Annotated in this window: 29 protein-coding genes and 1 pseudogene; 12 read left to right on the top strand and 18 right to left on the bottom strand. The window is 67.3% G+C overall.

Annotated features, from left to right (window positions below; all coding sequences use genetic code 11):
- Positions 1-87: 87 nt before the first annotated feature.
- The 5 genes from ACPXY0_RS04080 to ACPXY0_RS04060 are packed head-to-tail and all read right to left on the bottom strand — an operon-like array spanning position 88 to position 2,707.
- Positions 88-411, bottom strand: a complete 324-nt coding sequence (locus tag ACPXY0_RS04080) for a type II toxin-antitoxin system RelE/ParE family toxin (RefSeq protein WP_423928726.1) — start codon at positions 409-411, stop codon at positions 88-90.
- Entirely contained in the window at positions 408-647 is a 240-nt protein-coding gene (locus tag ACPXY0_RS04075) for a ribbon-helix-helix domain-containing protein (protein WP_423928724.1), read from the bottom strand. The genes ACPXY0_RS04080 and ACPXY0_RS04075 overlap by 4 nt, the downstream gene beginning before the upstream one ends.
- A gap of 45 nt (positions 648-692) precedes the next feature.
- The gene (locus tag ACPXY0_RS04070) at positions 693-1,790 is read right to left on the bottom strand and encodes a hypothetical protein (RefSeq protein ID WP_423928722.1); all 1,098 of its coding nucleotides are present in this window, start codon (positions 1,788-1,790) and stop codon (positions 693-695) included.
- Positions 1,791-1,837: 47 nt separating this feature from the next.
- Complete coding sequence (locus ACPXY0_RS04065; protein WP_423928720.1) at positions 1,838-2,092, bottom strand: hypothetical protein; 255 nt, start codon at positions 2,090-2,092, stop codon at positions 1,838-1,840.
- A 9-nt stretch (positions 2,093-2,101) separates the two neighbouring features.
- Positions 2,102-2,707, bottom strand: a complete 606-nt coding sequence (locus ACPXY0_RS04060) for a hypothetical protein (protein ID WP_423928718.1) — start codon at positions 2,705-2,707, stop codon at positions 2,102-2,104.
- A gap of 164 nt (positions 2,708-2,871) precedes the next feature.
- Between ACPXY0_RS04060 and ACPXY0_RS04055 the strand changes: the two genes are divergently transcribed.
- The 8 genes from ACPXY0_RS04055 to ACPXY0_RS04020 all read left to right on the top strand — a co-directional run bounded on the left by ACPXY0_RS04055 (position 2,872) and on the right by ACPXY0_RS04020 (position 8,896).
- Positions 2,872-3,339, top strand: coding sequence for an antitoxin Xre/MbcA/ParS toxin-binding domain-containing protein (locus ACPXY0_RS04055; protein ID WP_423928716.1), 468 nt, complete (start codon positions 2,872-2,874; stop codon positions 3,337-3,339).
- On the top strand, positions 3,336-3,818 hold the full coding sequence (locus ACPXY0_RS04050; RefSeq protein ID WP_423928714.1) for an RES family NAD+ phosphorylase: 483 nt from the start codon (positions 3,336-3,338) through the stop codon (positions 3,816-3,818). Before ACPXY0_RS04055 ends, ACPXY0_RS04050 begins: the two co-directional genes overlap by 4 nt.
- Positions 3,815-4,735: a M23 family metallopeptidase gene (locus ACPXY0_RS04045; protein WP_423928712.1), complete on the top strand. Its 921-nt coding sequence runs from the start codon at positions 3,815-3,817 to the stop codon at positions 4,733-4,735. Before ACPXY0_RS04050 ends, ACPXY0_RS04045 begins: the two co-directional genes overlap by 4 nt.
- 25 nt (positions 4,736-4,760) lie before the next feature.
- The gene (locus ACPXY0_RS04040; protein ID WP_423930561.1) at positions 4,761-5,081 is read left to right on the top strand and encodes a rhodanese-like domain-containing protein; all 321 of its coding nucleotides are present in this window, start codon (positions 4,761-4,763) and stop codon (positions 5,079-5,081) included.
- A 129-nt stretch (positions 5,082-5,210) separates the two neighbouring features.
- Entirely contained in the window at positions 5,211-6,431 is a 1,221-nt protein-coding gene (locus ACPXY0_RS04035; RefSeq protein ID WP_423928710.1) for an ATP-binding protein, read from the top strand.
- Positions 6,432-6,447: 16 nt separating this feature from the next.
- Positions 6,448-7,554, top strand: a complete 1,107-nt coding sequence (locus ACPXY0_RS04030; protein ID WP_423928708.1) for an NAD(P)/FAD-dependent oxidoreductase — start codon at positions 6,448-6,450, stop codon at positions 7,552-7,554.
- Between the two features lie 166 nt (positions 7,555-7,720).
- Positions 7,721-8,377: an energy transducer TonB gene (locus tag ACPXY0_RS04025; protein WP_423928706.1), complete on the top strand. Its 657-nt coding sequence runs from the start codon at positions 7,721-7,723 to the stop codon at positions 8,375-8,377.
- Positions 8,378-8,422: 45 nt separating this feature from the next.
- Positions 8,423-8,896, top strand: a complete 474-nt coding sequence (locus tag ACPXY0_RS04020; RefSeq protein WP_423928704.1) for a methyltransferase family protein — start codon at positions 8,423-8,425, stop codon at positions 8,894-8,896.
- Here ACPXY0_RS04020 and ACPXY0_RS04015 read toward each other — a convergent pair.
- The 5 genes and pseudogenes from ACPXY0_RS04015 to ACPXY0_RS03995 form a co-directional block, all read right to left on the bottom strand.
- Positions 8,889-9,140: pseudogene (locus ACPXY0_RS04015) on the bottom strand (His/Gly/Thr/Pro-type tRNA ligase C-terminal domain-containing protein); the annotation flags it as partial. The gene ACPXY0_RS04020 and the pseudogene ACPXY0_RS04015 sit on opposite strands and share 8 nt — an antisense overlap.
- Before the next feature lie 89 nt (positions 9,141-9,229).
- A complete protein-coding gene (locus tag ACPXY0_RS04010; protein WP_423928702.1) occupies positions 9,230-10,456 on the bottom strand; it encodes a 6-bladed beta-propeller in 1,227 nt (408 codons plus the stop codon).
- Between the two features lie 107 nt (positions 10,457-10,563).
- Positions 10,564-10,863 carry a hypothetical protein gene (locus tag ACPXY0_RS04005; RefSeq protein WP_423928700.1) on the bottom strand — a complete coding sequence of 100 codons (300 nt, stop codon included), beginning with the start codon at positions 10,861-10,863 and terminating at the stop codon, positions 10,564-10,566.
- 283 nt (positions 10,864-11,146) lie between these two features.
- Complete coding sequence (locus ACPXY0_RS04000) at positions 11,147-13,915, bottom strand: leucine-rich repeat domain-containing protein (protein WP_423928698.1); 2,769 nt, start codon at positions 13,913-13,915, stop codon at positions 11,147-11,149.
- Positions 13,916-14,037: 122 nt separating this feature from the next.
- On the bottom strand, positions 14,038-15,273 hold the full coding sequence (locus ACPXY0_RS03995) for a hypothetical protein (RefSeq protein WP_423928696.1): 1,236 nt from the start codon (positions 15,271-15,273) through the stop codon (positions 14,038-14,040).
- A gap of 266 nt (positions 15,274-15,539) precedes the next feature.
- On the opposite strand from ACPXY0_RS03995, the gene ACPXY0_RS03990 reads away from it, so the two are divergent.
- Together ACPXY0_RS03990 and ACPXY0_RS03985 are read left to right on the top strand one after the other, a co-directional pair.
- Entirely contained in the window at positions 15,540-15,812 is a 273-nt protein-coding gene (locus ACPXY0_RS03990) for a type II toxin-antitoxin system prevent-host-death family antitoxin (protein ID WP_423928694.1), read from the top strand.
- A gap of 2 nt (positions 15,813-15,814) precedes the next feature.
- Entirely contained in the window at positions 15,815-16,132 is a 318-nt protein-coding gene (locus tag ACPXY0_RS03985; RefSeq protein ID WP_423928692.1) for a type II toxin-antitoxin system RelE/ParE family toxin, read from the top strand.
- Positions 16,133-16,238: 106 nt separating this feature from the next.
- On the opposite strand, the gene ACPXY0_RS03980 is transcribed toward ACPXY0_RS03985, so the two are convergent.
- The 5 genes from ACPXY0_RS03980 to ACPXY0_RS03960 form a co-directional block, all read right to left on the bottom strand.
- Positions 16,239-16,817 carry a plasmid pRiA4b ORF-3 family protein gene (locus tag ACPXY0_RS03980; RefSeq protein WP_423928690.1) on the bottom strand — a complete coding sequence of 193 codons (579 nt, stop codon included), beginning with the start codon at positions 16,815-16,817 and terminating at the stop codon, positions 16,239-16,241.
- A 2-nt stretch (positions 16,818-16,819) separates the two neighbouring features.
- Entirely contained in the window at positions 16,820-17,095 is a 276-nt protein-coding gene (locus ACPXY0_RS03975) for an antitoxin (protein WP_423928688.1), read from the bottom strand.
- Positions 17,092-17,373, bottom strand: coding sequence for a toxin (locus ACPXY0_RS03970; RefSeq protein ID WP_423928686.1), 282 nt, complete (start codon positions 17,371-17,373; stop codon positions 17,092-17,094). The genes ACPXY0_RS03975 and ACPXY0_RS03970 overlap by 4 nt, the downstream gene beginning before the upstream one ends.
- 75 nt (positions 17,374-17,448) lie before the next feature.
- Positions 17,449-17,658: a hypothetical protein gene (locus ACPXY0_RS03965; RefSeq protein ID WP_423928684.1), complete on the bottom strand. Its 210-nt coding sequence runs from the start codon at positions 17,656-17,658 to the stop codon at positions 17,449-17,451.
- A 3-nt stretch (positions 17,659-17,661) separates the two neighbouring features.
- Positions 17,662-18,000, bottom strand: a complete 339-nt coding sequence (locus ACPXY0_RS03960; RefSeq protein ID WP_423928682.1) for an antitoxin Xre/MbcA/ParS toxin-binding domain-containing protein — start codon at positions 17,998-18,000, stop codon at positions 17,662-17,664.
- A 235-nt stretch (positions 18,001-18,235) separates the two neighbouring features.
- Here ACPXY0_RS03960 and ACPXY0_RS03955 point away from each other — a divergent pair, with 235 nt between their 5' ends.
- Both ACPXY0_RS03955 and ACPXY0_RS03950 read left to right on the top strand, forming a co-directional pair.
- Positions 18,236-18,577 (top strand): type II toxin-antitoxin system ParD family antitoxin, encoded by a 342-nt coding sequence (locus ACPXY0_RS03955; protein ID WP_423928680.1) that lies wholly within the window; start codon positions 18,236-18,238, stop codon positions 18,575-18,577.
- A complete protein-coding gene (locus ACPXY0_RS03950) occupies positions 18,578-18,790 on the top strand; it encodes a type II toxin-antitoxin system RelE/ParE family toxin (protein WP_423928678.1) in 213 nt (70 codons plus the stop codon).
- Positions 18,791-19,172: 382 nt separating this feature from the next.
- Here the strand turns inward: ACPXY0_RS03950 and ACPXY0_RS03945 are convergent, their stop codons facing one another.
- From ACPXY0_RS03945 to ACPXY0_RS03935, 3 genes are all read right to left on the bottom strand, one after another.
- Positions 19,173-20,348 carry a cytochrome-c peroxidase gene (locus ACPXY0_RS03945; protein ID WP_423928676.1) on the bottom strand — a complete coding sequence of 392 codons (1,176 nt, stop codon included), beginning with the start codon at positions 20,346-20,348 and terminating at the stop codon, positions 19,173-19,175.
- A gap of 557 nt (positions 20,349-20,905) precedes the next feature.
- Positions 20,906-24,586 carry an ABC transporter permease/M1 family aminopeptidase gene (locus ACPXY0_RS03940; protein ID WP_423928674.1) on the bottom strand — a complete coding sequence of 1,227 codons (3,681 nt, stop codon included), beginning with the start codon at positions 24,584-24,586 and terminating at the stop codon, positions 20,906-20,908.
- Positions 24,583-25,563, bottom strand: coding sequence for an ABC transporter ATP-binding protein (locus tag ACPXY0_RS03935; protein ID WP_423928672.1), 981 nt, complete (start codon positions 25,561-25,563; stop codon positions 24,583-24,585). Before ACPXY0_RS03935 ends, ACPXY0_RS03940 begins: the two co-directional genes overlap by 4 nt.
- Positions 25,564-25,638: the final 75 nt, after the last annotated feature.

The following is a 25,638-nucleotide window of genomic DNA, read 5'->3' as shown; positions in this document are numbered from 1 at the left end:
AGGGGTTCGACCGATGGGTCCGCTCGAAACGCCGGGCTCTGCCGCGCGAGAACGGAAGTTTACACGCTTCGGCGGCTCGCGGCGCGTCTACAGGCCTTCACGCATCGATTCGGGGATGTCGCGCCGGCCGTGCAGGATCCGCCACACGTCGATGGGGCGCTGCGCTTCCATGTAGAAGATGATGTAGGGATAGGCGGCAGTGGGCCACGAGCGCAGGCCCGACAGGTTCAGGTCGTGCCCGTAGCGGGGCGAGCCCGATCCCGGGTTGCGCGCGATGTGCCCCAGAGCCTCCTCCAGAGCATCGATGAAGCCGACGGCAACGTCCGCTCCACCTTCGTCCAGGTAGTGGGCCAGCGCCTGCTCCACGTCCCGCCGAGCCGACGCCCGCAGGATCACGGACTTCGGCGTCATGCCTTGGAGCGTCCGCGAACTCCGGCGCGCAGGGTTTCGAAATAGGTCTCGTCGGCCGTGACCGAGGGAGCGGATTCCCCGCCTTCGAGGAGGAGGCTCCTGAGGTGCTGGCGATCCCGGTCGTACCGAATCAGCTCGCGGATGTACGCGCTGCAGGTTCCGAACCCGCGATCCGCGACCTGCTCGTCGACGAACGACTTGAGCGTGGCTGGAAGAGAGATGTTCATCGTGTCCACATCTGAAAGGCTAGGGGTAGTGACAAAAAATGGCAAGCCGCCGATTCAGCCGTCCGGACGCGTCTCGCGGAACTTCAGTTTGGTGATCCGCCACGGCGGGAAACCGCGGTCGTCGAGCACATAGAGGTAGCGGCCGCCTCCCAGGACCCTCGAACCCTCCGGCAGCGGGATGTCCTCATACAGCTTCGTGCCCGTGTGCCGGTCGTAGATGTCCAGCGACGCATGGTAGGACCCGAAGGTGGTGAAGGCGTCGGAGGCAGTCGGATATCGGAAGACCCCGTGCGTGAGAACGAGACGGGAACCCAGCACGGATATCCTCGTGAGCGTGTTGCTGCCCCCGAACAGCCTGGGAAGCTGCTCCGCGTCCCTGCCAGGCGTGAGGGATCCCGGCTCAAGAACAGGGAACGGCCGGTACGACGCCGACGGGGCGCCGATCTCTCCGATCGAATCGCCGGCCGCACTCAGGATGACCACGGGGTATCGCAGCGAGGACGCCACATAGATGGAATCTCCCGCCACGGCGAAGGGGAACCAGACGTACGAACTCCAGTACGATCTCTCCCTCGGCACGAACGGCAGGCGGAACGCGCTCCACACCACCTCGCTCCCCGCGAGGCGATGGAACAGCCGGGGCTGCTCAACGAACCGCGCAATGCCCACGGGGCGCTCGGCCGTGAGAGTCACTCTCAGCAGAAGGTCCTCTCCCAGCGACGCGCCTTCGCGTGCGACCCCGGGAATCCGCACCATCGTGTCCGGCAGCAGGTCGCGGGTGAGGTAGGTCAACCTGTCCTGGCTGGAGTCGAAGACGACGACGCGGCCGGAGGACGTCGCGGTCACGCCGCTGATGCCCCGAAACTCGAACGGACCCTGGCCGAACCGCCCGAACGCCGCCTCCAGCCGCCCGTCTTCGTCGTAGCTGCGGACCCTCGGGAAGTGCTCGTCGGTCAACAGGAACCCGCCTTCCGGCCGCTCCGCGAAGACGCCCGGCGAGGAGATGGAGTCCTGCGGGTCCTCGCCCAACTCGAGCACGGCTTCGGTTGCGAATACTTCGGCCAAGGTCGCCCGGACCGGCGGCGGCGCGGCGCCGGGCTCCCTCTCGCACCCGGCCACCGCCAGAACCGTCACGACTCCCAGGACCCGCACGGGCGGAGGGACTCGCAGCGGGAACTCCAAGCGTCCTGCGAGGGCAGTCATCGGCGGATGATGACGATGATCTCTTCGAGACAGCACCCTTCGTCCCGCGAATAGCACACGGAACCTTCACAGGAACCCTCGTAGCTGTGCGCCATGTTCACGCAGGGGCCCAGCAAGTCCCGGTTGTCGATGCACTCCTCCTGCCCCTGCCCCCCCAGCGCGCTCGGGCCGACGGTTGTCCACGCGACCCCCAGGATGAAGGCCAGCGCCAGTGGCGTGGCCATACGGACCAGCGGTTCGAATCGGTTCATGCCATCCTCCTATGGTTGTTGACGTTGACCGCGGATGACGTCGGAGGCGAGGGTGCCGCGCAGGGCGCCGACCTGCGCCTCGAAGCTCCAGTCGCACTCCGAGGGGGCGCCTCTGGAATCGGCCAGCAGCACGATCCCATCGCCGCCGACGAGGAGCTTCGTACTCGGGAGAAGAGGTCCGAACGCCGCATCCAGTTCTTCGCGGGACGCCGATGTGACCGGCGTGCCGCGCAGGGTCCGGCGAGCGGCCTCGGGGACCCCGTCCTCTTCGAACACCACGAGGTGCCGTCGTAGGGAGGCATCTTCTCCCAGGGCGTTCCAGGCGGGGTTTGCACCCGCCAGACAGGACGGGCAGCGCTCGAGATCGACCACCCAGATCAAGTGCGCGTCGCCAGGATCGGGTTCGTCGAGCGCCAGGAACGAGAGCGGCACCCTGGCTCCGACCAGGCGATCCCGCACGCTGGCTTCCACGGCGCGCGAATCGGCCACGGTGAGCGCCGCCCGCAACTCGCGGTTGTACGAAGCCAGCTTCCAGACGCCGATCGCGCCGCCGACCGCCAGGGCGAATACCCCCAGGTCCAGGAAACGCCGGTGCGTTCCCGATCTCGGTCGCATTCCTCGACTCCTCCCCCAATTTCTGGGAGGTAAGAGTAAGGGCCGGTATCAACGAAGTATCAACTTGTTTCCCGACAACAACTTCGGAGCAGTCGTTGCAGTTGATTCAGATGATCGGTAATTTGCGATCATATGATCGCCATGGAGCTGGAGATGACCCCATCGTGAACCCGCTCGAAGCCTACGCCGACCCCGGCAGCCTGCCCGCGACGCAGGCGGGAAGACTCGCCCGGCTCCTGGGGTTGGGCGACGCAGAACGTGTCGATGACGTGGCGCTGGCGCGGAGGATCCGCGCGGGGCTTCCAACGAGTGTGATATCTGCGCTCGAGCAGATCCTCGGTGCCCGGCGCGCGACGGGAAGGCTGGCGTCGGAGGCGACCCTCCGCCGTCACAAGAGGAGGCGTACGCCGCTCTCGCGCAGACACAGCGAACGAGCCTACGAACTCGGGCGCGTCGTGGACGCGGTCGCGCGCGCGTACCGGGGAGATGTGGCGCGGATCGAGGCGTTCCTCACCCGCCCCCATCCGCTGCTCGACGGTGAATCCCCCCTCGACATGGCCACCTCCTGCTCCGCCGGGGCGGATTCCGTGCTCAGGCTCGTGCGGCGGGCGGAAGCCGGCGTGGCCGTTTGACGTCGCCGCTTCGGCCGGCGGCGCCCCTCGAAGCGTATCGAATCGGCGACCCGGCAGGGCGGTGGCCCGTGTACAGTCCGAACGGCGCGCGGCAGGTGTCGGGACGATGGCACGAGCGCGGCGACCGGGTCATCTACGCTTCGGAACACTACTCGACGGCGATGCTCGAGACGCTGGTGCGCTGGAGCGGACTCCCGCCACGAGACCAGCACCTCGTCCGCATCGACGTTCCCGCGGGAACGTCCTACGAAGTGATTGAAGCGGACGACCTGCCGGACTGGCACCTTCCCGACAGCGGTTCGGCGCGGCGGGCCGGCCAACGCTGGTACGCGGACAGCCGGAGCGCCATCCTGATCGTGCCGTCGGTCGTCGCCCGTGTGGAACGCAACGTCATCATCAACGCAGATCACCCGGAGTTCCCGAAATTGAGGCCCGGACCCGAGACCCCCGTCTGGTGGGACGAGAGGCTCTGCGTGTGAACCGCCCCGTCCTCGGCGCGCTCGCGGCCGCTGCCGCGCTGGCGCTCGCCTGTGAGCCCTCGCCGCCCCCTCCCCTGCCTCCGCTGGAAGTGTCGTGGACGCCAGTCGAGCCGGTGCAGGGACACCTGTTCATCATCCGGGCCACCTTTCCACCGGGATCGGGCATCGCCTCGGCGGCCGGCAGCGCGGGCGCAGAGACGCTTCGCTTTCGCCGCGTCGACTCGGGGGCTTCGGGCGACGCGCCGGACTCGGTGCCGACGGTGCTGGAGAGCCTCGCCGCGGTGCCGATCGACGCCACCGACACGCTGGACGCCCGGGTCACGGCCACCTACGAGGACGGGCGCACGCAGACGGATTCGCTGCGCATCCCGGTGCTCGCGGGCGCGTACAAGCACGAGCGGCTCACCGTCGCCCCACGCTTCGGATCTCCTCCGAATGAAGAAGACCAGGTGCGGCTGCGGCGCGACCGCTTCAAGGCCGGCTGGGTCGCGCGAGGGGCGCGCGCGACTCCGCGCCTGTGGGGATCCGACGTACGGCTCCCGCGCGACTCCCGCGTGACGAGCGCGTTCGGGACGGGCCGCGAGTTCAACGGCCAGATCTCGAGCCGTCACATGGGACTCGACCTCGCCGGCCGCTGGGGCGACACCGTCACGGCCGCGGCGGACGGAGTCGTGGCGCTGGTCGACGAATTCCTGCTGGCGGGGAACATCGTATACCTGAACCACGGGGGCGGCCTGCTGAGCGGCTACTTCCATCTCACCGAGCAACTTGTGGAGACGGGGCAACACGTTCCCGCGGGAACGCCGATCGGCCTCGTGGGAGCGACGGGCCGCGTCACCGGCCCCCATCTACACTGGGTCGTCCGCTACGGCACGACCAGCGTGGCGCCCCGCAGCTGGCTGGCGCTTCCGCGGTGAGCGGGACGCCGACAATTGCCGGGCGCTGGGCCGGGACGAAGCCGTCGTGGTGGCCGACGGCCGTTCCGCCAAGGCCTACGCGCGGGAGCACATCCCCGGTGCCGTGAACCTGCCGCACAGCGAGATCAGCGCCGAATCCACGGCGTCGCTGGACAGGTCCAGGCACTACGTCTGTTACTGCGACGGGATCGGCTGCAACGCCTCGACGAAAACGGCGCTCAAGCTCCTGACGCTGGGCTTCGAGGTGCGCGAACTCATGGGCGGCCTCGACTGGTGGAAGCGCGACGGCTACGCGACGGAGGGTGTCGACGCGCAGGTCGGAGCCGAGGTCACCTGCGGGTGCTGAGGCCTCGAAGGCGCGACTTCTCCTGCCCGTAGCGGACGGGCGGGCCCGTTTCTTGACAGAGTTAGGGGTAGTTATGGAGAATACTGCGTTAGATGTGCATAACTTCCCCTAACTTCTTGCGGAGGTTCGATGGATCCGGTTGCCAACCCTTTCGCACCCGGGGCGGGATCGAGGCCCCCTGCCTTGGCCGGTCGCGACGAGTTGCTCGAAGCGGCTGACATCGCCCTGCGACGAATCCAGGCTGGACGCCACGCGAAGAGTATGATGCTCCTCGGCCTCCGTGGCGTGGGGAAGACGGTTCTCCTGGTCCGGATCGGGGAACTCGCAGAAGCTACGGGCTACGCGACCGCCCTGATCGAGGCTCCGGAGGAGCGCCGCCTGGCAGGGCTCCTCGTCCCCCGGCTTCGCAGCCTGCTCTACCGGCTCAGCCGCAGCGAGAAGGCCCGGATCCTTTCCAACCAGGCCCTTGGCGCCCTTCGCAATTTCGCCAGCGCCTTCAAGGTATCCTACGCGGGGCTGGAAGTCGGCGTGAATGCCGAGCCGGGCTTGGCCGCATCGGGAGACCTCGAAACCGATCTGACGGACCTCCTGGTCCTGGTTGGGGAGGCCGCAAAGGCCGCCGATCAGCCGACGGCCATCCTGATCGACGAGGTTCAATATCTCAACGACGAAGACTTGAGTGCCCTCATTGTGGCGCTTCACCGAATCAGCCAGAGGGCACTGCCCCTGATCATGCTCGGAGCGGGCTTGCCGCAGCTCGCGGCCGTGTCCGGAGAGGCCAAGAGCTATGCGGAACGTCTTTTCGCTTTCCCCAACGTCGGTCCGCTTGATGAGAGCTCCATAGAGACTGCCATTCGCGTTCCGATCGAGGAGGCGGGCGCCAGCATCAGCGATGACGCTCTGTCGGAGATCGGTGCACGTACCGAAGGCTATCCCTATTTCCTCCAGGAGTGGGGAGCGCATTCCTGGGACGCCGCGCCCGAATCACGCATCACTCGCCGGGACGTTGTCTCGGCCGGCACCAGGGCCGTGGCGGCCTTGGATGCGAGCTTCTTCCGCGTTCGCTTCGATCGCTTGACGCCGAAAGAGCAGGAGTACCTGAGAGCGATGGCGGAGTTGGGCCCTGGTCCGCACCGTTCAGGGGAGGTGGCGGCAGAGTTGGGCATTGCGGTCACCTCCGCCGGGCCCCGCCGGACCGGCCTGATTGCCAAGGGGATGATCTGGAGCCCTTCACACGGACTCACGGCCTTCACCGTCCCAATGTTTGATCGGTACATGTTGCGCGCGATGCCCGATTGGCCGCCCGCCGAGAGCCAGCGGCCCCGACGTTCCCGCAAGAACGATTCCTGAGACAACCAGACGGACCTTGACGGGAATCGGCCCGCTACAGGAGTCCGCCGACTACGATCTCGTCGTGGTCGGGGCCGGATTCGCGGGGCTCGCCTGCGCCCGGCGGGCGGCGGAGCGCGGCCTCTCCGTGCTCGTGGTGGAGCGGCAGTCCGAGCCGGGGGAGCGCATCCACACGACCGGGATCCTGGTCAAGGAGGCGTGGGACGAATGGGCCGCACCTCAGTCCCTGGTCCGCAGGATAAGCCGGGTGCGAGTCTACGATCCGAGCCACCGCTTCGTGGAACTGGAGCGCGACACCTACTTCTTCATGGCGACGGATACCGCGGGGCTCATGCGACACCTGGTCGACGAGACCCGGCGCTCGGGCGCCGAAGTCCGGTTCGGCGCTCCCTACGAGGGCGTGGTGCCGGGACGAATTCCGCTTACTCTCGCGGGCTCAGGCGCGGCCCCGGGGGCGGCTTCGGGCGTCACCTGCCGATTCCTGATCGGGGCCGACGGCGCGCGCTCCAGAGTAGCCGAGAGCCTCGGGCTCGACCGCAACCGCCGGCTTCTCAAGGGCGTGGAGTGGGAGTACGAACCCCGGAGCGGCGACGGCGATTGCCTGCACTGCTTCATCGATCCGGAGTGCGCGCCGGGCTACATCGGGTGGGTGGTGCCCGGCGTCTCGGCGACCCAGGTGGGGTTGGCCGTCTATCGCGACCGCAGGGCGGACGTGCAGAAGTTCAGCGAGAAGATCGACCATCTGTTCGGGTTGTCCGGGCGGCGGGTGCTGGAGAAACGCGGCGGCGTCATCCCGATCGGCGGCCTCCTCAGGAACTTCTACGCGGACCGCGTCCTGCTCGTCGGAGACGCGGCCGGCATGGTGTCGCCCCTCACGGCCGGCGGCATCCATCAGGCCTATCGGTTCGGCAAGCTCGCCGGGGACGCGCTCGCGGATCACCTGGACGGCGGGCCCCACCCCGGCACCGTCCTTCGCCGCGCGTACCCGAACCTCGCCCTGAAACGCGCCGCGCGCTGGGGCTTCGACCACCTGCCGGTGGCGCGGGCGCTGAAAGCCGGACTTCTGAGTTGGAACCTGTTCGAGCGGATCGCCGAAACCGTCTTCTTCCACCGACCTCGCTGAGCGCCGGGACACTGCGGGCGGCGCGACTTCTCCTGCCCGTAGCGATCATCCCCCGGGGAACAAACATGAGCCGGCGGGGTCCCTTTCGGGATAGTCGGGAAGCCGCCGCCGCTTGAACGCCGCAGGGGCTTAGCGGGGGGCTGCCAGGAACCGGGAGGCGATTTTGATGGAAGACACCGGCATTCGGCTCACCGCGAACGACAGGTTCAAGTTGGCAAGCCCGAAATGGACACAGGCCGGCTTTCTGGTCGCGGTCTGTCTCCACTTCGGGCTCTTCGTCCTCGTGCGGCCGTTCGAGGCCGCGGACCTGGGGGGCGGCGCCAACGAAATCGAATCGATCAACTTCCCGCCCGAGGTCAGGATTCCGCCTCCCCCGGAAGCGATCGCCCGGCCGGCCGCCCCCAGGATCTCCCCGATTGATATCTCCGACGAGATCACGATCGAGCCGACGACCCCCGATCGGTTCCGGGGCGGGCAGCTTCCTCCGCCTCCCCCGGAAGCCGGTCCGAGGGACCGTCCGTCGTTCATTCCCTTCGACACGCATCCCGTCATGCTGAATCAGGCGGAGGTACAGCGGGAGATGGAACGGGAATACCCGCGGGCGCTCAAGGATGCGGGGATCGGTGGGAGCGTCGAAATGTGGCTGTACGTGTCGGAAGAGGGGGTCGTCGAGAACTTCGAGATCAAGACCTCCTCCGACAAGGCGCTGCTCGACGAAGCGGCCGGCAGGGTCGTCCCGACGATGAGGTTCGCGCCTGCCATGAACCGCGAAAAGGTCACGGCCGTCTGGGTCTCGCAGTGGGTGACGTTCCAGGTGAACTAACGGCCTGAAGCGCGCCAACCCCCCAGGGAGCGCGACATCTCCTGCATGAAGCAAAACACGAGGCTGTTCCTGAAGACCGCGCTGTTTTCCGTCGTGGCGCCCGGGATGGTCGCCGTGTTCCTCCCGCTCTTCATCGTCCGGGGGCGCACGGCCGGCGGCGGGGCGACCCTGGGCGCGGCTCTCCTCCTCCTCGCGCTCGGGGCCGCGATCTTCCTGCGCTGCGCTTGGGACTTCGTGGTGGCCGGCCAGGGGACGCCGGCGCCGATCGACCAGCCGAAACGGCTCGTGATCCAGGGGCTCTACCGCTACTCGCGAAATCCCATGTATGTGGGCGTGCTGAGCGTGATCGCGGGGTGGGCGGTCCTCTTCGGGGCCGGCATCCTCGCGGCGTACGCGGCCGCCTGGTTCGTCATCTTCTCCCTCTTCGTGCGTTTCTACGAGGAGCCGCATCTCACCCGGAAGTTCGGCGAGGAGTACGCGGCCTACAGGAAACGGGTCGGCCGGTGGCTCCTCAGGTAGTCCGCATCGTGTCGCCGGCGCCCCACAGTTCACGGGCCTCCGACTCGCGCCGGAGGCGGTCCACGGCTTCGTCCGCGGGCAGCGTCACCTGCTTCTTCCTCGCGCCACGGGCGCGGAGTGAGACCGTCCCTTCCGCGGCTTCGCGGCGGCCTACGAGGGCCATGTAGGGGATCTTGAGGTGTGACGCCTCCTTGATCTGCTCGCGGAAGTCGACCCCGGCGGCGCGGGGGTGCAGCTGCGCGCGGAGCCCGGCCGCACTCGGTTAGGGATGAACACGAGGGCCGGGGAAACGTTCCCGCGGGAACGTCCTCCGGGCGTCGGCGGGCTACCGGCTCAGCCACACCCCGGGGGAAGGGGGCGGCTCTCGACATCGCCGCGGCGGTCCAGGGCGTGGACCTGCACGAACTGTCGGCCGAGATCATCGGTCCGGACGCCCACGACGGCGTCCGCCGATATGGCCAGCACGCGAAAACCGTCGGGCAATTCGACGGTTCCGATCGCCTTGCCGGTCTCCGCGAAGACCCGCCATTCCGAATTGCCCGGGCCATCGGGAAGTTGATACGGCTGGATCCAGACATATCCCAGGTCGTCCACGATGAGGTCGTAGGCGAACGGGATCCGCTCGGCCATCCCTACTGCTTCTCCCATCGCTTCGATCATCTGGCGCTGCTGGGGGCCCACCTCATCCCCGGACATACGCGCAAAAGACGCGATGCTCTCCGAGATCCACTCTTTTCTGTGGTCTTCCGTCGCACGATCCACCTGGACCTCGAGGCGCAACTCACCGCGCGCTGCCCCGGTTTGATCGAAGATCTGAAGAACGGGTCCGTCGCTGGCGCCGGCCAGCAGGCAGTTGCCTCGCGTGGCGCCCAGGGCCCGCGGAGAAAACAGCGCGCCGCGTATGCCGGGGGGCATGCCCCCGGCGCTGAACATTGAGGTGACGCGTCCCGGCACCCGTACGAGCGCCTCGCCGACCGCGCCGTCGTCCCCCAGCCGGTGATAGCCGACCGTATCGCGGCCCACGCCACCCACGTCGGTCGCGACCAGCCGGTCCCTCTCGCGTGCGTACCAACTGCCGTCCGCGAACTGTCCGACCGCACCGATCTCTCTGTCAGTGCCCTCGCGACGGAGCCGCGTATCTCCCACCAATGTGCCGTCGAAGGTCCATTCCGAGCGCCGCTGATGCGTGTCATCAAACACGACAAGCCGACCCTCTCCGTCCACGACGAGGCCCGAGAGGCTGCGGAACTCTCCCGGCCCATCACCCTCGCGCCCCATCGCGGCCATGACCGTCCCGTCGACGGAAAAGACTGTGATCATCGCCAGCCGTCGATCCGCCACGGCGATGTTTCCATCCGGGCCATGGGCCGCGCCGACAATGTCCGAGAAATCGCTGTTCGGCTCTCCCTCCAACCAGCCGTAGACGCTCTCGGGCTCCGGACTCACTGTCCAGTTCGACGCGGCACCCGCGACACCCTGGCCGCTGGCCTCGCCGTGAATCGTCGCTGAAGCCATGGCCAGCAGGAATACTCCGAGCACGGGCCCGCGCTCGTCTCGCATGAGATCGTCTCCCTTCAGGGTTTCGCGTCAGGGCCGAGTCGTGGCGCAATCGGCTGTCCTACCGAAGAGTGCGCGGGAAGATCCCGAGTCGGGAGCGTCGTCCGGCCCTATCGGGGCAGCTCGATCTCGTACACGTCGATGAACTCCTCGTCGAACTCGCCGCGGCGGAGGACGGCGATGCGGCCGTGGGCGACGTCCACCAGCTCGTGCGGCGCGCTCGTGATGGCAACGGTTTCCAAGGGCCCCCACCTGGCGTGCAGCACGGGAAGACGGAGGACACCCACCGGACGCCCATCGGGTTGGAGGACCGTCCATCGGCGCTCCGGATCGGCCGGGGGGGGATAATCTCCGATCCAGATCCTGCCCTCGGGATCCACGGCTGCGAGACCCGGGATACATCGGCGCATGATCCTTCTCCTTCTCTCTTCCCGGCGGGCGTTGTTTGCTCGGGGTCTCAGTCCCTACCGGAACCAGCGATTCGTAGACCCTCGGAGCTGGCAAAGGGTTCGCGCACGTTCCCGCGGGAACCCGCGATGATACTGAATTCGGTTTGGATTGCGTGTGGAAACGTGTCGCTGGATCGTCGCACTCCGGGACCGCTGTAGAGACGGCACACGCGGCTATTCCCGCCGGAGCTTCGCGGCCAGCTCGCGCAGCTTGGCCTGCTCCTGCTCCCACTCCTCCCGCGCCTCAGCGCGGGATGCCTCGGCTCAGGGTCACGTCCAGTGTCGGGTCGTCGAGGAGGAGTGCGTCAACGGATCGGGCGATCGACCCTCGAGTGGCTTCGGTCAGGATGGCACGGACCTGGCCGGTGGACCGGTCGCGCACGATGGCCGAGGGCTGATCGGTCGCGCCGTCCAGCGTCACGGTCCCTTCCGGCCCGGAGAGCGTGACCCGCGCCAGCCGGCCACCCCGCCGGGCCTCGGCGGGGAGCGCGAACGCGAAACCCGCGCCGCCGCCGTCCGCCGCGCGCTGCATGTCGAACCGGTACGAGAACAGCGCCGCGCCATCCGCCGCGTAGCCGGTGACCGCGTAGGGTCCGTCTTCCCGCGGCAGATACGGATACGCCTCGAGATCGAACACGGGGCGCAGATACGGCGCGCCTTCTCCGTCGACGCCGCCCCTCACGAGGATTACGCGCGCCGGAGACGCGCTGTCCCAGGCCTCGACCCGCCCGCGATGCGCCATGGCGTTGGCGAAGTGGTAGCTGCTCACCCAGTTGGACTCGCAATAGCCCATCACGTCGGGCCAGTCGGGCGCGCGCAGGGAGTCGACCCGAAAATCGTAGCCCCACACATCCGTAGTCCCGTCCCCGTGCGGGTACGCGCGATCGACCCTCGGCGCATCACACCCGGGCGCATGATTCAGGCTGAAGTTGTGCCCGATCTCATGCGCGAGGACCTCGGGCTTCTCCGGATCCTGGACCGAGGCCTTGCCCCCGATCCACGCGATCCCGTTGCCGTTGGCGTTCACGAACCCCGCGTAGTAGTGCTTCGTCCCTTCCAGGACGCGGATGACTTCTATCTCATCGAGAAGTTGCCAAACGCTCGGGGACGATACCTGGACGGGATCGTGCCGGTATATCTCCACCGTGCCGATCGGCATCAGGTCCCGCATCGCCCACAGGTAGTCGTGATCGGGGTGCAGGTCCTGGACCAGTTGCGCGATATGGGCGTCGTCGGCGGCGTCGACAATGAACGGAACCGCCATCATGTGAAACACCGGCATGGCGCGTACGTCGACGGGGATGCGGCCGGTCTCGGGGATGCGTCGCGTCACCTCCAGCGACGCATCGGCTTCACCGTCCGGGTCGACATCGACGACGACCTCGAGCCCCGGCTGGATGACCTCCGCGGGGATCACGGCGTTGGCCGAGTTCAACAGGTCGCTTTCGTCGACTTCGGCGGGGATCGGGTCGGCGCGCGAGGGTATGTCGACCACATGGACTTCCGCGCCATCCAGGTAGAAGCGCGCGGTGACCGCGGGGAAGGTGCCGTCCCCGTCCGTGGTCGGGAACACGCGCAGGAGCGCCGAGTCACCCGCGACGAGCGGTACAGGGTAGTCGAACGACTGGATCGCCTGGGTGAGGTACAGCGGGAAGGCGCCCGCCCCGCACGGCCGCGCCATGACGCGCGGCGTCCACATGCGCCACTCGCGGAACTCTTCCGTGGACGGAAGGCACAGGTCCGTGTCGTTCGCCATCATGCGCCGGAGACGAAGGTCCGTCCATGAAGACGGGATGGGACCGGTGAGCTTCGGGTTCCGGGAGATATCCAGCACTTCAAGCGAACCCCGCAGATAGGAGAGTTCCGCTGGCGCGCCTCCTTCCAGGTCGTTTCCGCCGAGGAACAGGTCCCAGATCCGGGGCAGGCTCCCGAGCGCCGTCGGGATCGGACCCGTCAGTTCGTTGTCGCCGAGGTCCAGGGTATAGAGGAATGACAATTGTCCGAGTTCGGGCGGGATCGGACCCGTCAGGTTGTTGTCTCCGAGGTCCAGTTGGGACAGTGCCGGCAACTGCCCGAGTTCGGGCGGAATGGGGCCGGTCAACTCGTTGCCGTCCAGGTACAGCGTGTGCGTCTTGCTCAGGTTGCCGAGGCCGGCGGGAATCGAGCCGGTAAGGCGGTTCTTGCCCAGGTCGAGGGCCCACATGATACGGGGCATGGTAAACGACTCGGGGATCGGGCCGGTGAACGAGTTGCTGCGCGCGTTGACATCGGTCAACTGGTCGAGCCTGTCGAGCACCGACAGATCCCCGCTCATCTGATTGTGGTTAATGTACAACGACTGGAGGCCCGGGAGGTTGGCCAGTGCCTCGGGGAGGGTACCGGTCAACTTGTTTCCGGCCAGGCCGAGGGACTGGAGGCTGGTCAACCGACCTATCTCGGACGGAAAGGCGCCCCGCAGGTTGTTGTATGACAGCCACAGGCTCGTGACCCGCCGGTCGCCGTCCGTGCTCACGCCTTCCCACTCGCTGATCGGTTCATGGCTCAGCCAGTTCTCCGTGCGTCCCCACTCCGGGCCGTTGAGCGCCTCGTGGAGCGCGACCAATACGGCATGGTCTTCCGAGCGCGGCAGGACCACATGGAGAACGAACTGCGTACTCGTGCTCGCGCCGGACGGGTCTTCCGCCCGCCACGCCAGCACGGCACGCCCGCGGGCCAGCGCCTCGATGACGAGGAAGTCACCTTCGACCCGGACGACCGCCACTTCATCGTTCGAGGTGAATGCCTGGTAGCTGAGCCGGTCCCCGTCCGGGTCCGTGAAGTAGTCTGCGGCGGGGAGGCGCAGCGTGTCGCCTTCGACCACTTCCCGGGCCGGGATGGTGACCGCCGTCGGGGGGCGATTCCGTACGACCGGCGGAGGTGTGATCGGCTGTGTGGTTCCATCCGACCCGCCGCACGCCATGGCGGGCGCGACCGCCAGCACCGCCAGCATGGAGGGGGGGATCCAACGATGCATCGCGTTCGCGTTCAATGTTTCCTCGAACCTCGTTTCCTCTCGGAACTGGCGAATCGGACGATGCGAATGTAACCCGTGGGGAGCACAGCGGCGGGGTACGCCGTCGGGCGGCGGTGTCCTGCCTACCCGGGAAGCTCGACCTCGTACACCTCGATGAACTCCTCGTCGAACTCGCCGCGGCGGAGGACGGCGATGCGGCCGTGGGCGACGTCCACCAGCTCGTGCGGCTCGCTCGTGATGGCGACGGTTTCCAAGGGCCCCCACCTGGGGTGCAGCACGGGGAGATGGAGGACACCCACCGGACGCCCATCGGGTTCGAGGACCGTCCATCGGCGCTCCGGATCGGCCGGCCGAGGATAATCTCCGATCCAGATCCTGCCCTCGGGATCCACGGCGAGCGCCTCGTAGGCCGGATACGCCTCGGGCACGGTCGACGCCTCCAGCCTTTGACGCCAGTCGGCCTGAACTTCCTCCGGGAACCTTCCGAGAGAGCGCTCGGTCAAGGCGTCTCTTTCCGGGGCGGTGATTGCGCGCGGGGAATATCCCCCGCGAATCCGGGTCAGCGGCTCCACGCCCCGGTAGAGGGTCAGGGCCAGGGAATCGTTCGTCCCCACGAGCGCGTGAACACCGCGCCCCGCGAAGAGCGCCGTGGCCCCGAACATGACCGGGTTCCACGTCCCGTCCCGCGTGACGTGGCGCTCCTTGCCGGCCCACTGCGCCAGAGTGTCGACGATCACCCCCGCGGCGTCGGCGAACACGAGAAAGACCGGGGCCCGCTGCAACCCGGGAGGAAGCGGTGGCCGCGTCTCGAACGCGGCGAGAACCTCCCCGCCTGCCAGACGTACGAGAGGCACGGCCGCCCCGAGCCCCGTGCCCTGGTCGAGGTTCTGGACGCCGGTCATCTCTCCCCGGGAGTCGAGAAAGGTGAAGCGCCGCTGGCGCCGATCGTAGACGAAGAGGGTTCCATCCGCGCCGACGCCGATCCGCTCGATGAAGGTGTATTCTCCCGGCCCTTCCCCCTCCCGGCCGGAGCGCGCGCGAACACCTCCGTCCGGATCGAGAAAGACGATCTCCCGCGACTGGCGATCGGCGATGGCCAGCGACGAGTCCGGAAGGAAGACCGCGCCCGCTACGTCGGCGAGTTCAACGTCCGGTGCCGTGGAGTAGACCAGGCGCGTCTCGACCAGAGGAAGGTCCAGAGCGTGCACGTCGGAGAGGCGGAGGATCTCGACGCCCGCCGAGTCGACGGTGACCAGGGGGGATGCCGCCCCCGGAGGAGCCTGGCGGCAACCGAAGCTGGCGACGGAAAGGCCCGCCGCCAGGACCGCCGTGACGGGACCCTGCAAAGCTCGGGACATGACTACTCGTTTGCCCCGATTCCGCTCAGGGGCTGTCGGTGTCGGGGCTCCGCTCATGCCAGAGCCCGAGCTTCGTGGACCCTATGGGCGAGCAAAGGGTTCGCGCAAGTTCCCGGTCCCAGCTGCCCAGTCTCGAAGCGACCTCGTGGAGACGTTCCCGCGGGAACGTGCTCGGCTTGCCGGCTGCGTCTGGCACCTCTCCCGGGTTGACGCGCGGCTCAACTCCTACCATACTGAATTCAGTATGAATAACGTATGGAGGAGCCATGCACCGCACTCAAGACACGTACCCGTTGAGTCATTTCCGGCAGCGCACAAGCGAACATCTGAAGCGGATCCGGGATGGGCGGGTCGAGACCATCACCCAGAACGGCGAAGCCGCGATGGTCGTCATGAGTCCGGAGCGCTACGACTTCCTGATCCATGCGGGCGAGCGTGGCCACCTGTGGCGCGAGGCGCTCCGAGCCTACAGGGCGGGCGAGCGAGGCATCCCCGCGAGGGAAGCTATCGAACGGCTGGCGAATGAACTCGACGTGTAGCTGTGACGCGCTACGAAGTCGCATTCTCACGTAGAGCGCTTGCTTCGTTTCGCGAGATCACCAACTACATCGCGCAGGATGCCGGTCGCGGCCGCGCCGGCGATTGGCTTGCGAAGATCATGCGCTGCGTGGCTACGCTCGAAACTCATCCGCATGCGTTCCCTGTGGTGGGCAATTTCGAGGAAGAGGACATCCGTGGGCGATTCGTCATGAGGCACGTCCTCTACTATTTCGTTGACGAGCCCGCCCAGGCAGTGGCCATACTCGACGTTGTACACACTGCCCGGAAGACGGCACGCGAACGGTACGAGGACGGCTAAGCGGCGGCATCCACAACTCGTACCCAAAGTCCGGCGATGACGTCGTGGATCACCCTGGCCGTGGACGTCGGTGAGGCGGAAGTCGCGGCCGGCAGCCGGCGGCAGCTCAGCGGAACATGTGCCGGAGCCGCTCGTTCACGTCTCTCACGCTGAACGCTTCCGCATCGAAATCTTCGCCCATCCACTCGCTGATCCACTCGTGTTCCTCGTCATCCGGATCGCCCAGGATGCGCAGCTTGTCCTGGAAGCCCCACGTCCCTCCGCTGTCTTCGGGCGGACACCGGCGCTTCCCGGCAATGCATGCGGGCAGGCGTTGCTTCGGGTCACGGGGCCGGATCTTCTGGAGCGTGATCCGGTGGTCCCAGCTGTCGCCGAAATCGTACTCGTAGTCGATCCAGTCCTTCTCCTTCTCCAGCAGGTGCCTGACCCGGTATTTCCTCTCGTCGAGGTCCCGGGGCATTCCGGGCGGCGTCCAGTCGTTCACCCACGGGCCGGGCCGGCTGAAGCGCCGCTCGCCCTTGACGAACATGTGGAGGTGGCAGTCCTCCCACCCCATGACCGCCTGGAGCACATCGTGCAGGCGGGCAAGAGTCATGGCTGGCGACACGAGGACACGGCGCCAGATCGGAGAGCTCATCCCCTTCAGGACGACTCTGAGCTGGTAGGTGACTGTCGGCGGCGGCACGGCTATCTCTCCTCGGTCAGGCGACCGGACAGGTACTTGTGGATCACGCTTGAGAGCAGCGTCTGGTACGGGATTCCCTCCTCCCGGGCCCGCGCGTGGGCGAGGTCGAAGTCGCGTTCGGTAACCCGAAGATTGACGCGCCGGGTCTTCTTGAAGGTCGTGCGGGCCGCGTCACATGCGGTCGTCATTTCGACTTCAACGCCGGAAACGGGGCGCAAGTCACCCCGCTCGAACTTCTCCAGGATCTCCCGCTCTTCCTGGTTCAGTTGGTCGCTCATGGCGATCGCCTCCTCTGATAGTCCCGCGTCGCCTTCCGGCTGGGGATGATCGTCTTCAGGAACCGCGTGCCGTCCGCGGCGGTCACGAACGGGACGAGATAGAGGCACCGTTCGATGTCCACGACGTAGATCATCTGGCCCGGATACCGCTCCTGGTTGGGGTGTCCCAGCACGTCCACAAGGCCGCCTCGCTCCATCGCCGAGATGACCCTCTCGAACGAGATGCCCCGTTGCTCAGCAAGCTGTTGGTTCTTCTCCCGGTTCCAATCGAAGCCCACGGTCATGTCCCAACCGTCACACATTGTGTGCGTTCTGTCAACGCGGGAACGTTCCCGCGGGAACGTCGTGAGGCATTACCGGGGCAGTTCGACCTCGTAAACCTCGATGAACTCCTCGTCGAACTCGCCGCGGCGGAGGACGGCGATGCGGCCGTGGGCCACATCCAGCAGCTCGTGGGGCGCACTCGTGACGGCGACGGTTCCTGGAACGAATCGGCCCTCCGCCGCCGAGCCGATCCCGCAGGGACGGGTCGAAGGGCCGGTGCGGGACCCTCGGGCCGTCACGAGTCAGGCGTAGGCCGCCGACTGCAAGCGATCGATGATCGTCAACACCTCGTCCATCCTGCCGCCAGCAATGAGATCAACCGGCCTCTGCCCTTCCATGTCGCGGTGGGGACTGAACAGCCAGATCCGGGCCTCGTCGGGCTCATACACCTGGCCGAGTTGGTCCGCGAGCCATTCGAGCCGCAGGAGCCGGGCCAAGCTGTTCGGCCGTGGCGCGGACCTGCCGGTTCGCCAGCGCGATACCGTCTGCGGCGTGGTCTCCAGGAGCTGCGCGACCTCTCGCGCGGAGATGCCGCCCGTCCGCTTGATGCTGTCGAGCCTTCGAGCTACGGCTGTTGCCACGAATCCTCCCTTCTCACCGCTGGCCAGGTCCTTCGCGCGGGAGTACGTGAACACTACGATGCACATCGTAATGAACATACGCCTGAACGTCAATCAACCGGAAACTGCTCGGCCCGCCTCTGGTCGAGCGGTGGCGGGCTGCCGAGACGTTCCCGCGGGAACGTCGTTGGGCCATGCACACACCGATTTGTGTGGCAATAATTGCTACAACACGGCGAACGCACGATCTCGGAGCATGGTTATCCGGCAAACTCGAAACATCTCTCTTCCACCTCACCAGGACGCGTTCATCGAGCGACTGATCTCGCTGGGGCACTACCGCACCGCGAGCGAAGTCGTGCGGCACGGGTTGCGCCTGCTGGAGGAAGCGGAGCACCGAAGGCTCCTCGAGAAGTGGGTCTACGAGGGGATGAGCGAAGCGGAGAGAGACAGGATCCCACCCGCACTCATGGACCGTGTCCGAGCGCATTTCCGCCAACTTGCCGACACCGCCCTTCGCGAAGTCTTGGACGACCGCGTGACGGACGGTCCCGCGGCCATGCAACGGTTGAGAGAGCGAATCGAGGAACAGGGCTGAGTGTCGGCTGGTTACCGGCTCAGCCAGACCGCTGAGGACGAACTCGAGGAGACCCTCCTCTACGTGGCGGAGCACTCCGGCATCGATCGTGCGCTGCATGTCCACGGCAGATTGGTGGATGCCTTCGAGCACTTGGCCGAAATGCCGGGCGCCGGGTCGAAGCGCCGCGAGATCACGGGCGAGCGAGTCCGGTGGTGGCGGGTCTTCGACTAGCAAGCGGACGGTGTTCTCGGCCACCGTCTCAGGGGGCTCGGCCTCCTCGGCGAGGCGGTTCACGAGCAGTTCCGCCTGCCGCCGGACGAAGGGGCTGTTCAGGAAGTAGAGGCTCTGGCCCGGGGTCGGCTCGGGGCCAAGCCGCGCGTGCGAGCAGCCGGAGGCAGGTCTCGTTGCCGGCGGCGGCGGCGCAGACCGTGGCTTCCGTCGCCTGCGAGGGGATCCGCGCCCGCCACAGATACTCGCCGTACCAGCGCATGGGGACCAAGCCCTCCTCTCCAGCCAGCTCCCCGTCGAGCACTGGCACGACATCGTCGGAGACCCCACCTTCGGCGACGTCCGGGTTTCAGCGTCGCAGCCGGCCGGGCCGGCCGTCAGCGGGTCATCGTGCCCGATCGATGGGGAGCCCGCTCGGAACGCTGGATGGCGTCACCGCCGAGAGGTCCCGCGCCGAGTCGTCCGTCAGCGCCTTGAGGAACTCGATCAGGTCGTCCACCACGGTCTCCTCCAGACGAATCGACAGCAGCAGCGTGTCTCGCGTCGCGAGGATCTCGTCGTAGTTGTGCAGCAGCGTACGCTGAAGCAGCGGCTCGACCTGGGAGACGTCATAGGCGACCAGCGTGCTGTCCACATTGTTGTAGTGCTCCACGAAGCCCCTCAACGTCACGAACTGGCCCACATGACCGTAGGGCGCCGTCAACTCGACGTTGCGCAGCGGAGGCGTCTTGAATCGACGACGATCCGCAGGGTCTCCCGTGACACGTTCACGACCGAAATCATCTGTTCCCGTCGGGCCGTCCCCCGTTCCTGGACCGAACTGCACCAGGGCATCGTTGTGACACTCGTTGCCCGGGAAGCCGTCCAGTATGTCTGTTTGGTGGCACTTCGTACAACCGACTGTCATGAAGTCTCTCGCCCCTCGCAACTGGGCTTCCGTGAGCTGGTGGTCATCACCTCTCAGGAAGCGGTCCCAGGGCGAGTCCGAGAACGAAAACGCCGAGGTGAGGAAGCCGCCGATGGCGTTGGTGGCGTGCGCCAAGCTCATGTCGTCGAACGAAGTGCCCGCGTATGCCGCTTCGAATAGCTGGCGATACTCTTCGATCGCGCCCAGTCTGTCCATGATCCTGGACCACAATTCAGTGAACTCTTCGTCCGGAACGTCGGCCAGCTCGTTATCCGTACCCAGCATCTCCACGCGTGACGTGACCGGGAAGAGCGAGAAGGCTGACAGGGGGCCGAATTCGAACACGGCTTCCATTTCGGGAGCTATTTGCTCCCCGGCGGGGGTTCGGATGGAACCAACCTCCAATTCCTCGACTCGCCCATCCCACAGGAACTTGCGTAGGCGGTGAAGGTTGAAGAGCGCAGGCGAGTGCCGCAGGGTGAACTGGCCGTCCGGGTGCACGCGATCCGGGCCCAGGCCAGTGCCCCCAGCCCCGACCGGCAGTGACTTGCCGTCGCCGGTCCCGAACCCGGGAAGGTGACAGGTCATGCAGGAGACATCCCGGTTCCCGCTCAGGATCTTGTCGAAGGCCAACGCGCGGCCGAGCGTGACCAATTCACTTCGAACCGGAGCGGCCAGCGTGACCGGACTTACCTCAAGCCGGCCGAGGCGCCAAGATGCGCTTACGTCCGCTACGACCTGGCCAGCCCCAGCTGAGGCCGGTGCTTCAGATCTTGCGATGTCTTCGGAGCAGGGCCCGCGGCAACCGGGCCCCAGAGATGATCAGGCGGGGTACTCAGGTGGGGGACGACGCGCCCAGCGACTCCAACTAATACTAATTGGGCGAGGTATAGTGACAGCCCGGTTCGAGAGTTGTTCGAAATGCCTCAACCCAAGGCGTCTCGAGGCCATGTGTTCCTAACCTCCTGTCTTTAGGCTTAGGGTCGGTCATTGATGCCGCGGGGCGATTCCGGTTCGGTCACCGCGCAAGTGGCAATCTTCGTGTAGATCCCCCCCAATTTATGGGGGTACCGAGCGAGTTCGCGCAAGCGCAACACCTCGCCCTCTCGACCGCCCCGAAGCGGCTCCGCATTTGGGCACGGGCTTGATGAAGGTGCACCGTGACCCAGGGGCTGATTCCTTCCGGGGCCTCGGGCCGGGGGGATCCGTCCTCAGAAGTCGAACACGGCGGCGTCCCGGTTGAGTTGCAGGACGAGCACGTCCGGGTCGACCAGCACCTGCTCGGGGTCGAAGGGGGCGCGGATCTCGAACTCGACCGACTCGCCGGCGCCCAGCGTCACCTCGGTGCGGGCGTCGCGGTAGCCCTCGGCGACCACCGACCCGCCGGCGTCGTCGCCCTCGTCGGACCAGCGGTCGCCCGCCGTCGCGGCCACCTGCACCGTCATGTGGCCGGTTCCCGCGTTCTCGATCGTCCCGCGCACGACCCACACGTCGCCGGCGGCGCCGTCGCTTTCCCGCGTCTTCGTCACGTCCGAGAGCTCGTACTCGGGCGCGACCACGTCGTGGGACCACTGGTCGGCGAACCCGTCGAACGCCGCGGTGTCCGGCGCGAAGCCGCGCAGCACCGCCAGCATGTCCTGTATCACCGGGAAATCCGGGTCCGGGTTGTACTTCCCGATGAAGGCGCGGAGGCCGGCGAGGATGTTCTCGCGGCCCATCTCCTGCTGGAGCATCCACATCACCCAGCCGCCCTTGTCGTAGGTGACGGTTCCGTCCCCGGAGCGGCTGCCGTCGATCCTGACCAGGGGGCGCTCGGAGTCGACGAAGCGCCGGTCGCCGTACCGCGACTCGATCCGCTCGCCGAACTCCATGCGGTAGCGGTCGCCGTACACCTGTTCGTGCAGGAGCATGGTGGCGTAGTGGGCCATGCCCTCCGAGAGGACGTTGCCGCCGGGGCCCTCGCCCGGGGTGAGCAGGTTCCCCCACCATTGGTGCGCGGCTTCGTGCGCGACGACCATGAACGCGACGTGCGACACCGGGTCGCTCTTCGCGAGGAATCCGATCCCCTCGCTGTAGGTGATGTTCGTGGGGAAGCCCTGGGCGTAGCCCGCGTAGGCGGGGAACTCGGAGATCTTGAGCAGATCCCACGGGAAGGGATAGAACCACTCGGAGTAGTACTTCCGCGCCGCGTCGAGGGCGGCGGACATCTCCTCGATATTGTAGTCGTGCTCCGGGTGATAGTAGATCGCGGTGCCGTCCCCCTCGATCACCGCGTACTTGCCGGCGATCACGTTGAACAGGCTCACCGGATGGTCCGTCTCCCACACCACCGTGCGCCGGCCGTCGGCGACCTCGCTGCTCACGAGTTGGCCGACCCCGTTGGCGGTGAAGGCCTCGGGCGTCGTGATGCGCGTCCGCACCGTGAAGGGCGCGCCCCCCCAGCCGAAGGCCGGCTCCGTCTCGCCCTCGTAGAAGTCGTCCGGGTAGTCGCGGGGTTCGGCCGAGTTGTCCTCATCCACGCCGATCCCCGACAGGTATCCCGGCACCGGGACGAAGGTCGGCCCGAAGGCGGTGAGCACGATCCCCGATTCGAGGATGAACTGCCCCGCCCCGCCAGGCCCCTGGCTCATCCCCTCCATGAACACGAAGTCGTACTCGAATCCGACCGTGAGCGTGTCCCCGGGCTCCAGCGGGGTGTCGGGGGTGAAGATGAAGAGGTTCGCGCGGTCGTCGGGTTCGTACGGCTCGCCGCCCAAGGTCCATTCGATCGGATCCCACGGGCCGGCCGTGATCGGGAGTTGTTCGTACGCGTGGTCGCGGTGGTTGAAGAAGGTGTACGCCCCCTTCACGGCGACGGAGCGCTCGCTCGGCTCGAAGTCGAGATCGACGTCCACGCGCGACACCGACGGCATGCGGAAGTCGGTCCAGGTCGCGGTGTTCCGCTCCCAGTAGTCCTTCCCCCATTCCTCCGCGGCTGCTCCCTCGTAGCCGGATTCGCCGCCGACCGCGAGGATCGAGGCGAGGACGATCGCGGGGAGCGCCAGCGGCAGGAGTCGCAGCGCGCCGAGCAGGAGCGGCCGGGGCCGGAGGCGGTGGATGATCCCCACCGCGTCGAAGTCCTGCCGGCCGAACCACTTCACCGAGAGCGCGACGAGGAGCGGCACGAGGCTCAGGTAGAGGAGGCGGTTGAGGAGGAGCGGGGTGCCGTGCAGGGTGAAGGCGCCCATGTCGCTCCAGCTCAGGGCGCCCCAGCCGAGCCAGTTGTTCACCCACGTCAGCCCCTCGCCCGTCAGCACCTTGAATACGGTAAAGATGATGAGTCCGATCCCGATCCCGTACACCGCGTACCGGTTCCGAAGGAGGGAGAAGAGGGCCGTAATGAGCGCCGTCCAGAAGATGAAGGTGGGGATGAGAACCGCTCCCCAGATGGCGACGAAGGGGAAGAGGTCGAACCCCACCGGGCTGCCGCCGAGGACCTGCTGGTAGAGGATGACCACGGCGTCGGCGACGAGCGCCGCGAGCAGGATGAACCCCGCCATGACGCTGTTGCCGAGGGTCTTGCCGAGGAGGGCGGCCCCCGTGCCGACGGGCGTCGCGCCGAAGATCTCGTGCATGCGTCGGCTGCGTTCCTTGTGCAGCGACTCGACGGTGTAGAAGAGGAGGAGGAAGCAGATCAGCAGGTTGAGCGTGTTGAGTTGGCGGCCCGCCACGGCCCCCGGCGTGAGCAGGATGCGCGAATCGAAGGGACCGATGGCGAACAGCGTGGTCTGGAGCGTCTGGAAGAGGATCAGCGGCACGAACAGATACATGCCCGGCCGCACCACCAGATCCCGGATCTCGCCGCGCGCGATGACGCCGGCGCTCTTCCGGAAACCGAGTGGCCGGGTGGTCATGCCGAGGTCCGCCAGCGGCTCCGTCGAGGCGGCGGCGGTTGGGTCGGCGGCCGCGGCGGGGATCAGAGCGCCGGCGGGCACCGGAGCGGCGGCGGGGGCCTTTCGGCGCCGAAGTCGGCGCAGGAAGCGGGACTGCGCGCCGCCGGCCAGCATCCTGCGGGCGTAGCTGCGGGACGCGACCGCTACGGCGGCGAGTCCCAGGAGCGCGACGGCCAGCCGGCTGATGACGAACCCCGCGTCGGGCCGCAGCGGCTGCGTGTTGTAGAACTCCACGCCGCGGTCGACCGTGAGGAAGGTCTCGTTCAGCCACCGGAAGCCGGAGGGGTCGACGAGCATGAGCAGCCGGTTGACCTCCGGCGCGAGCCAACTCGGCGACCAGCCGGCGAAGAAGGTCAGGGTGACGAGGAGCGCCGCCATCGGGAAGGCGAAGACGACGATGGGGCGGCGCGTCCAGGTGCCGAGGAAGAAGGCGACGCCCGCGAAGAGCAGGATCTGGGGCGCCCCGAAGAGGAGCGTCGGGAAGAGGTAGTTGTCGAAGGCGAAGGGGCCGATCACGTCGGAACTCCCCGTCCCCTCGACGACGTGGGCGAAGAACATCGTGAGGCCCACGTACAGAAGCCAGATGGCGACGAAGAGCGCGACCGCCCCGGCGAACTTGCCCCACACGTACTCGCGCGGCGTGAGGCGGGTCGAATGGAAGACCTCCGTCACCTGCAGTTCGAGGTCCCGGATCACGACCATCCCGCACGAGATGGCGAGGAACCAGGCCGCGAGCGCGAGCATGACGATGCTCTGGAGCATGCTCTGGGTGTAGACGGACGTGATGTACGGCCGCTCCCCGCCGACGCTCGAGTCGCCGGTCGAGACGGTGACCGAACCCTCCGACAGCCCCAGCGCCATGAGCCCCAGGATCACGAGCAGGACCCAGTTGGCGGGACGGCGGAACCCGGCCCGGAACTCCCGCCGCGCGACCTCCCACCAGCGCGAGAAGGCGTTCACGATGCGGGCTCCTCCGCGGCGGTTTCGGCGGGCCCAGCGACGGCTTCGGCCTCCTCGGCGTCGGCGGGCTCACCGCCGGCGGTGAGCGCCGTGCCGTTGGGCTGGGCGCCGTGGGCCTGCGCGAGGAGGAGGTAGGCGTCCTCCAGCGTGGGTTCGGACGCCTGGAAGCCGGCCGGCGGCGCTCCCTCGGGGAGGTGGATGCGGACCTGGTTGCGGCCCTCGATGAGGATCGCCTGGGTGACCCGGTAGTCGCGGTCGATCCCGGCCAGATCCTCCTTCTCGACGGCACCCTGGTAGATCGAGCCCGCGAGGCGGTCCCGGGCCCCGGCGGGGGTCGTGTCCGCCACGAAGCGACCTCCGTACATGATCGCGACGCGGGGACAGAGCACCGAGATGTCGTCCACGATGTGCGTGGAGAGGAGCACCGTCCGGTCCTCGGCCAGTTCCGCGAGCAGGCGGTAGAAGCGGAGCCGCTCCTCGGGGTCGAGGCCCGCGGTCGGCTCGTCCACGACCAGGAGCCGGGGGTCTCCCGCCAGCGCCTGCGCGATCCCCAGCCGCTGCCGCATGCCGCCCGAGTAGCCCTTCACCTTGCGCCTGGCCGCGTAGGACAGGTTCACGCGGTCGAGCAGTGCCGCGGCGAGGCGCTTCACCCCCTGCGGCGCCTCCACCCCCTTGAGCACGAGCAGGAAGCGCAGCATCGACTCGCCCGTCAGGTGGGGGTAGAAGCCGAAGTCCTGCGGCAGGTAGCCCAGCTGCCGCCGGATCCGGCGCGGGTCGGCGACGATGTCCTCGCCGTCGAAGTGGACGGTGCCGGAGGTCGGCTCGAGGAGCCCGGCCACGATCCGCATGAGGGTGGTCTTCCCCGCCCCGTTGGGCCCGAGGAGCCCGAACATCCCCTTCGGCACGTCGAGCGACACACCCTGCAGGGCCGCGACGGGGCCGGGGTACACCTTGACGAGGTTCCTGATCTCAAGCATCGGGTCGGCGGCTTTCGGCTGGGGGGTTTTCATCGGTGCCCAACGAAGGCGCGAGCGGGGTCAGACTCAAATGTA

Origin of the sequence: Candidatus Palauibacter sp., assembly GCF_965237495.1 — a bacterium.
In the GTDB taxonomy this organism is placed as follows: Bacteria; Gemmatimonadota; Gemmatimonadetes; order Palauibacterales; family Palauibacteraceae; genus Palauibacter.
The sequence above is the reverse complement of the archived record's forward strand: the minus strand, read 5'-3'. Positions and strand labels throughout refer to the sequence as shown.

Excerpts from the sequence above, each read along its gene's own strand:
- ACPXY0_RS04080 (WP_423928726.1), bottom strand. The coding sequence starts at position 411 with ATGACGCCGAAGTCCGTGATCCTGCGGGCGTCGGCTCGGCGGGACGTG.
- ACPXY0_RS04065 (WP_423928720.1), bottom strand. The coding sequence starts at position 2,092 with ATGAACCGATTCGAACCGCTGGTCCGTATGGCCACGCCACTGGCGCTG.
- ACPXY0_RS04060 (WP_423928718.1), bottom strand. The coding sequence starts at position 2,707 with ATGCGACCGAGATCGGGAACGCACCGGCGTTTCCTGGACCTGGGGGTA.
- ACPXY0_RS04035 (WP_423928710.1), top strand. The coding sequence starts at position 5,211 with ATGGATCCGGTTGCCAACCCTTTCGCACCCGGGGCGGGATCGAGGCCC.
- ACPXY0_RS04025 (WP_423928706.1), top strand. The coding sequence starts at position 7,721 with ATGGAAGACACCGGCATTCGGCTCACCGCGAACGACAGGTTCAAGTTG.
- ACPXY0_RS04020 (WP_423928704.1), top strand. The coding sequence starts at position 8,423 with ATGAAGCAAAACACGAGGCTGTTCCTGAAGACCGCGCTGTTTTCCGTC.
- ACPXY0_RS04010 (WP_423928702.1), bottom strand. The coding sequence starts at position 10,456 with ATGCGAGACGAGCGCGGGCCCGTGCTCGGAGTATTCCTGCTGGCCATG.
- ACPXY0_RS04005 (WP_423928700.1), bottom strand. The coding sequence starts at position 10,863 with ATGCGCCGATGTATCCCGGGTCTCGCAGCCGTGGATCCCGAGGGCAGG.
- ACPXY0_RS04000 (WP_423928698.1), bottom strand. The coding sequence starts at position 13,915 with ATGCATCGTTGGATCCCCCCCTCCATGCTGGCGGTGCTGGCGGTCGCG.
- ACPXY0_RS03995 (WP_423928696.1), bottom strand. The coding sequence starts at position 15,273 with ATGTCCCGAGCTTTGCAGGGTCCCGTCACGGCGGTCCTGGCGGCGGGC.
- ACPXY0_RS03990 (WP_423928694.1), top strand. The coding sequence starts at position 15,540 with ATGCACCGCACTCAAGACACGTACCCGTTGAGTCATTTCCGGCAGCGC.
- ACPXY0_RS03975 (WP_423928688.1), bottom strand. The coding sequence starts at position 17,095 with ATGAGCGACCAACTGAACCAGGAAGAGCGGGAGATCCTGGAGAAGTTC.
- ACPXY0_RS03955 (WP_423928680.1), top strand. The coding sequence starts at position 18,236 with ATGGTTATCCGGCAAACTCGAAACATCTCTCTTCCACCTCACCAGGAC.
- ACPXY0_RS03935 (WP_423928672.1), bottom strand. The coding sequence starts at position 25,563 with ATGCTTGAGATCAGGAACCTCGTCAAGGTGTACCCCGGCCCCGTCGCG.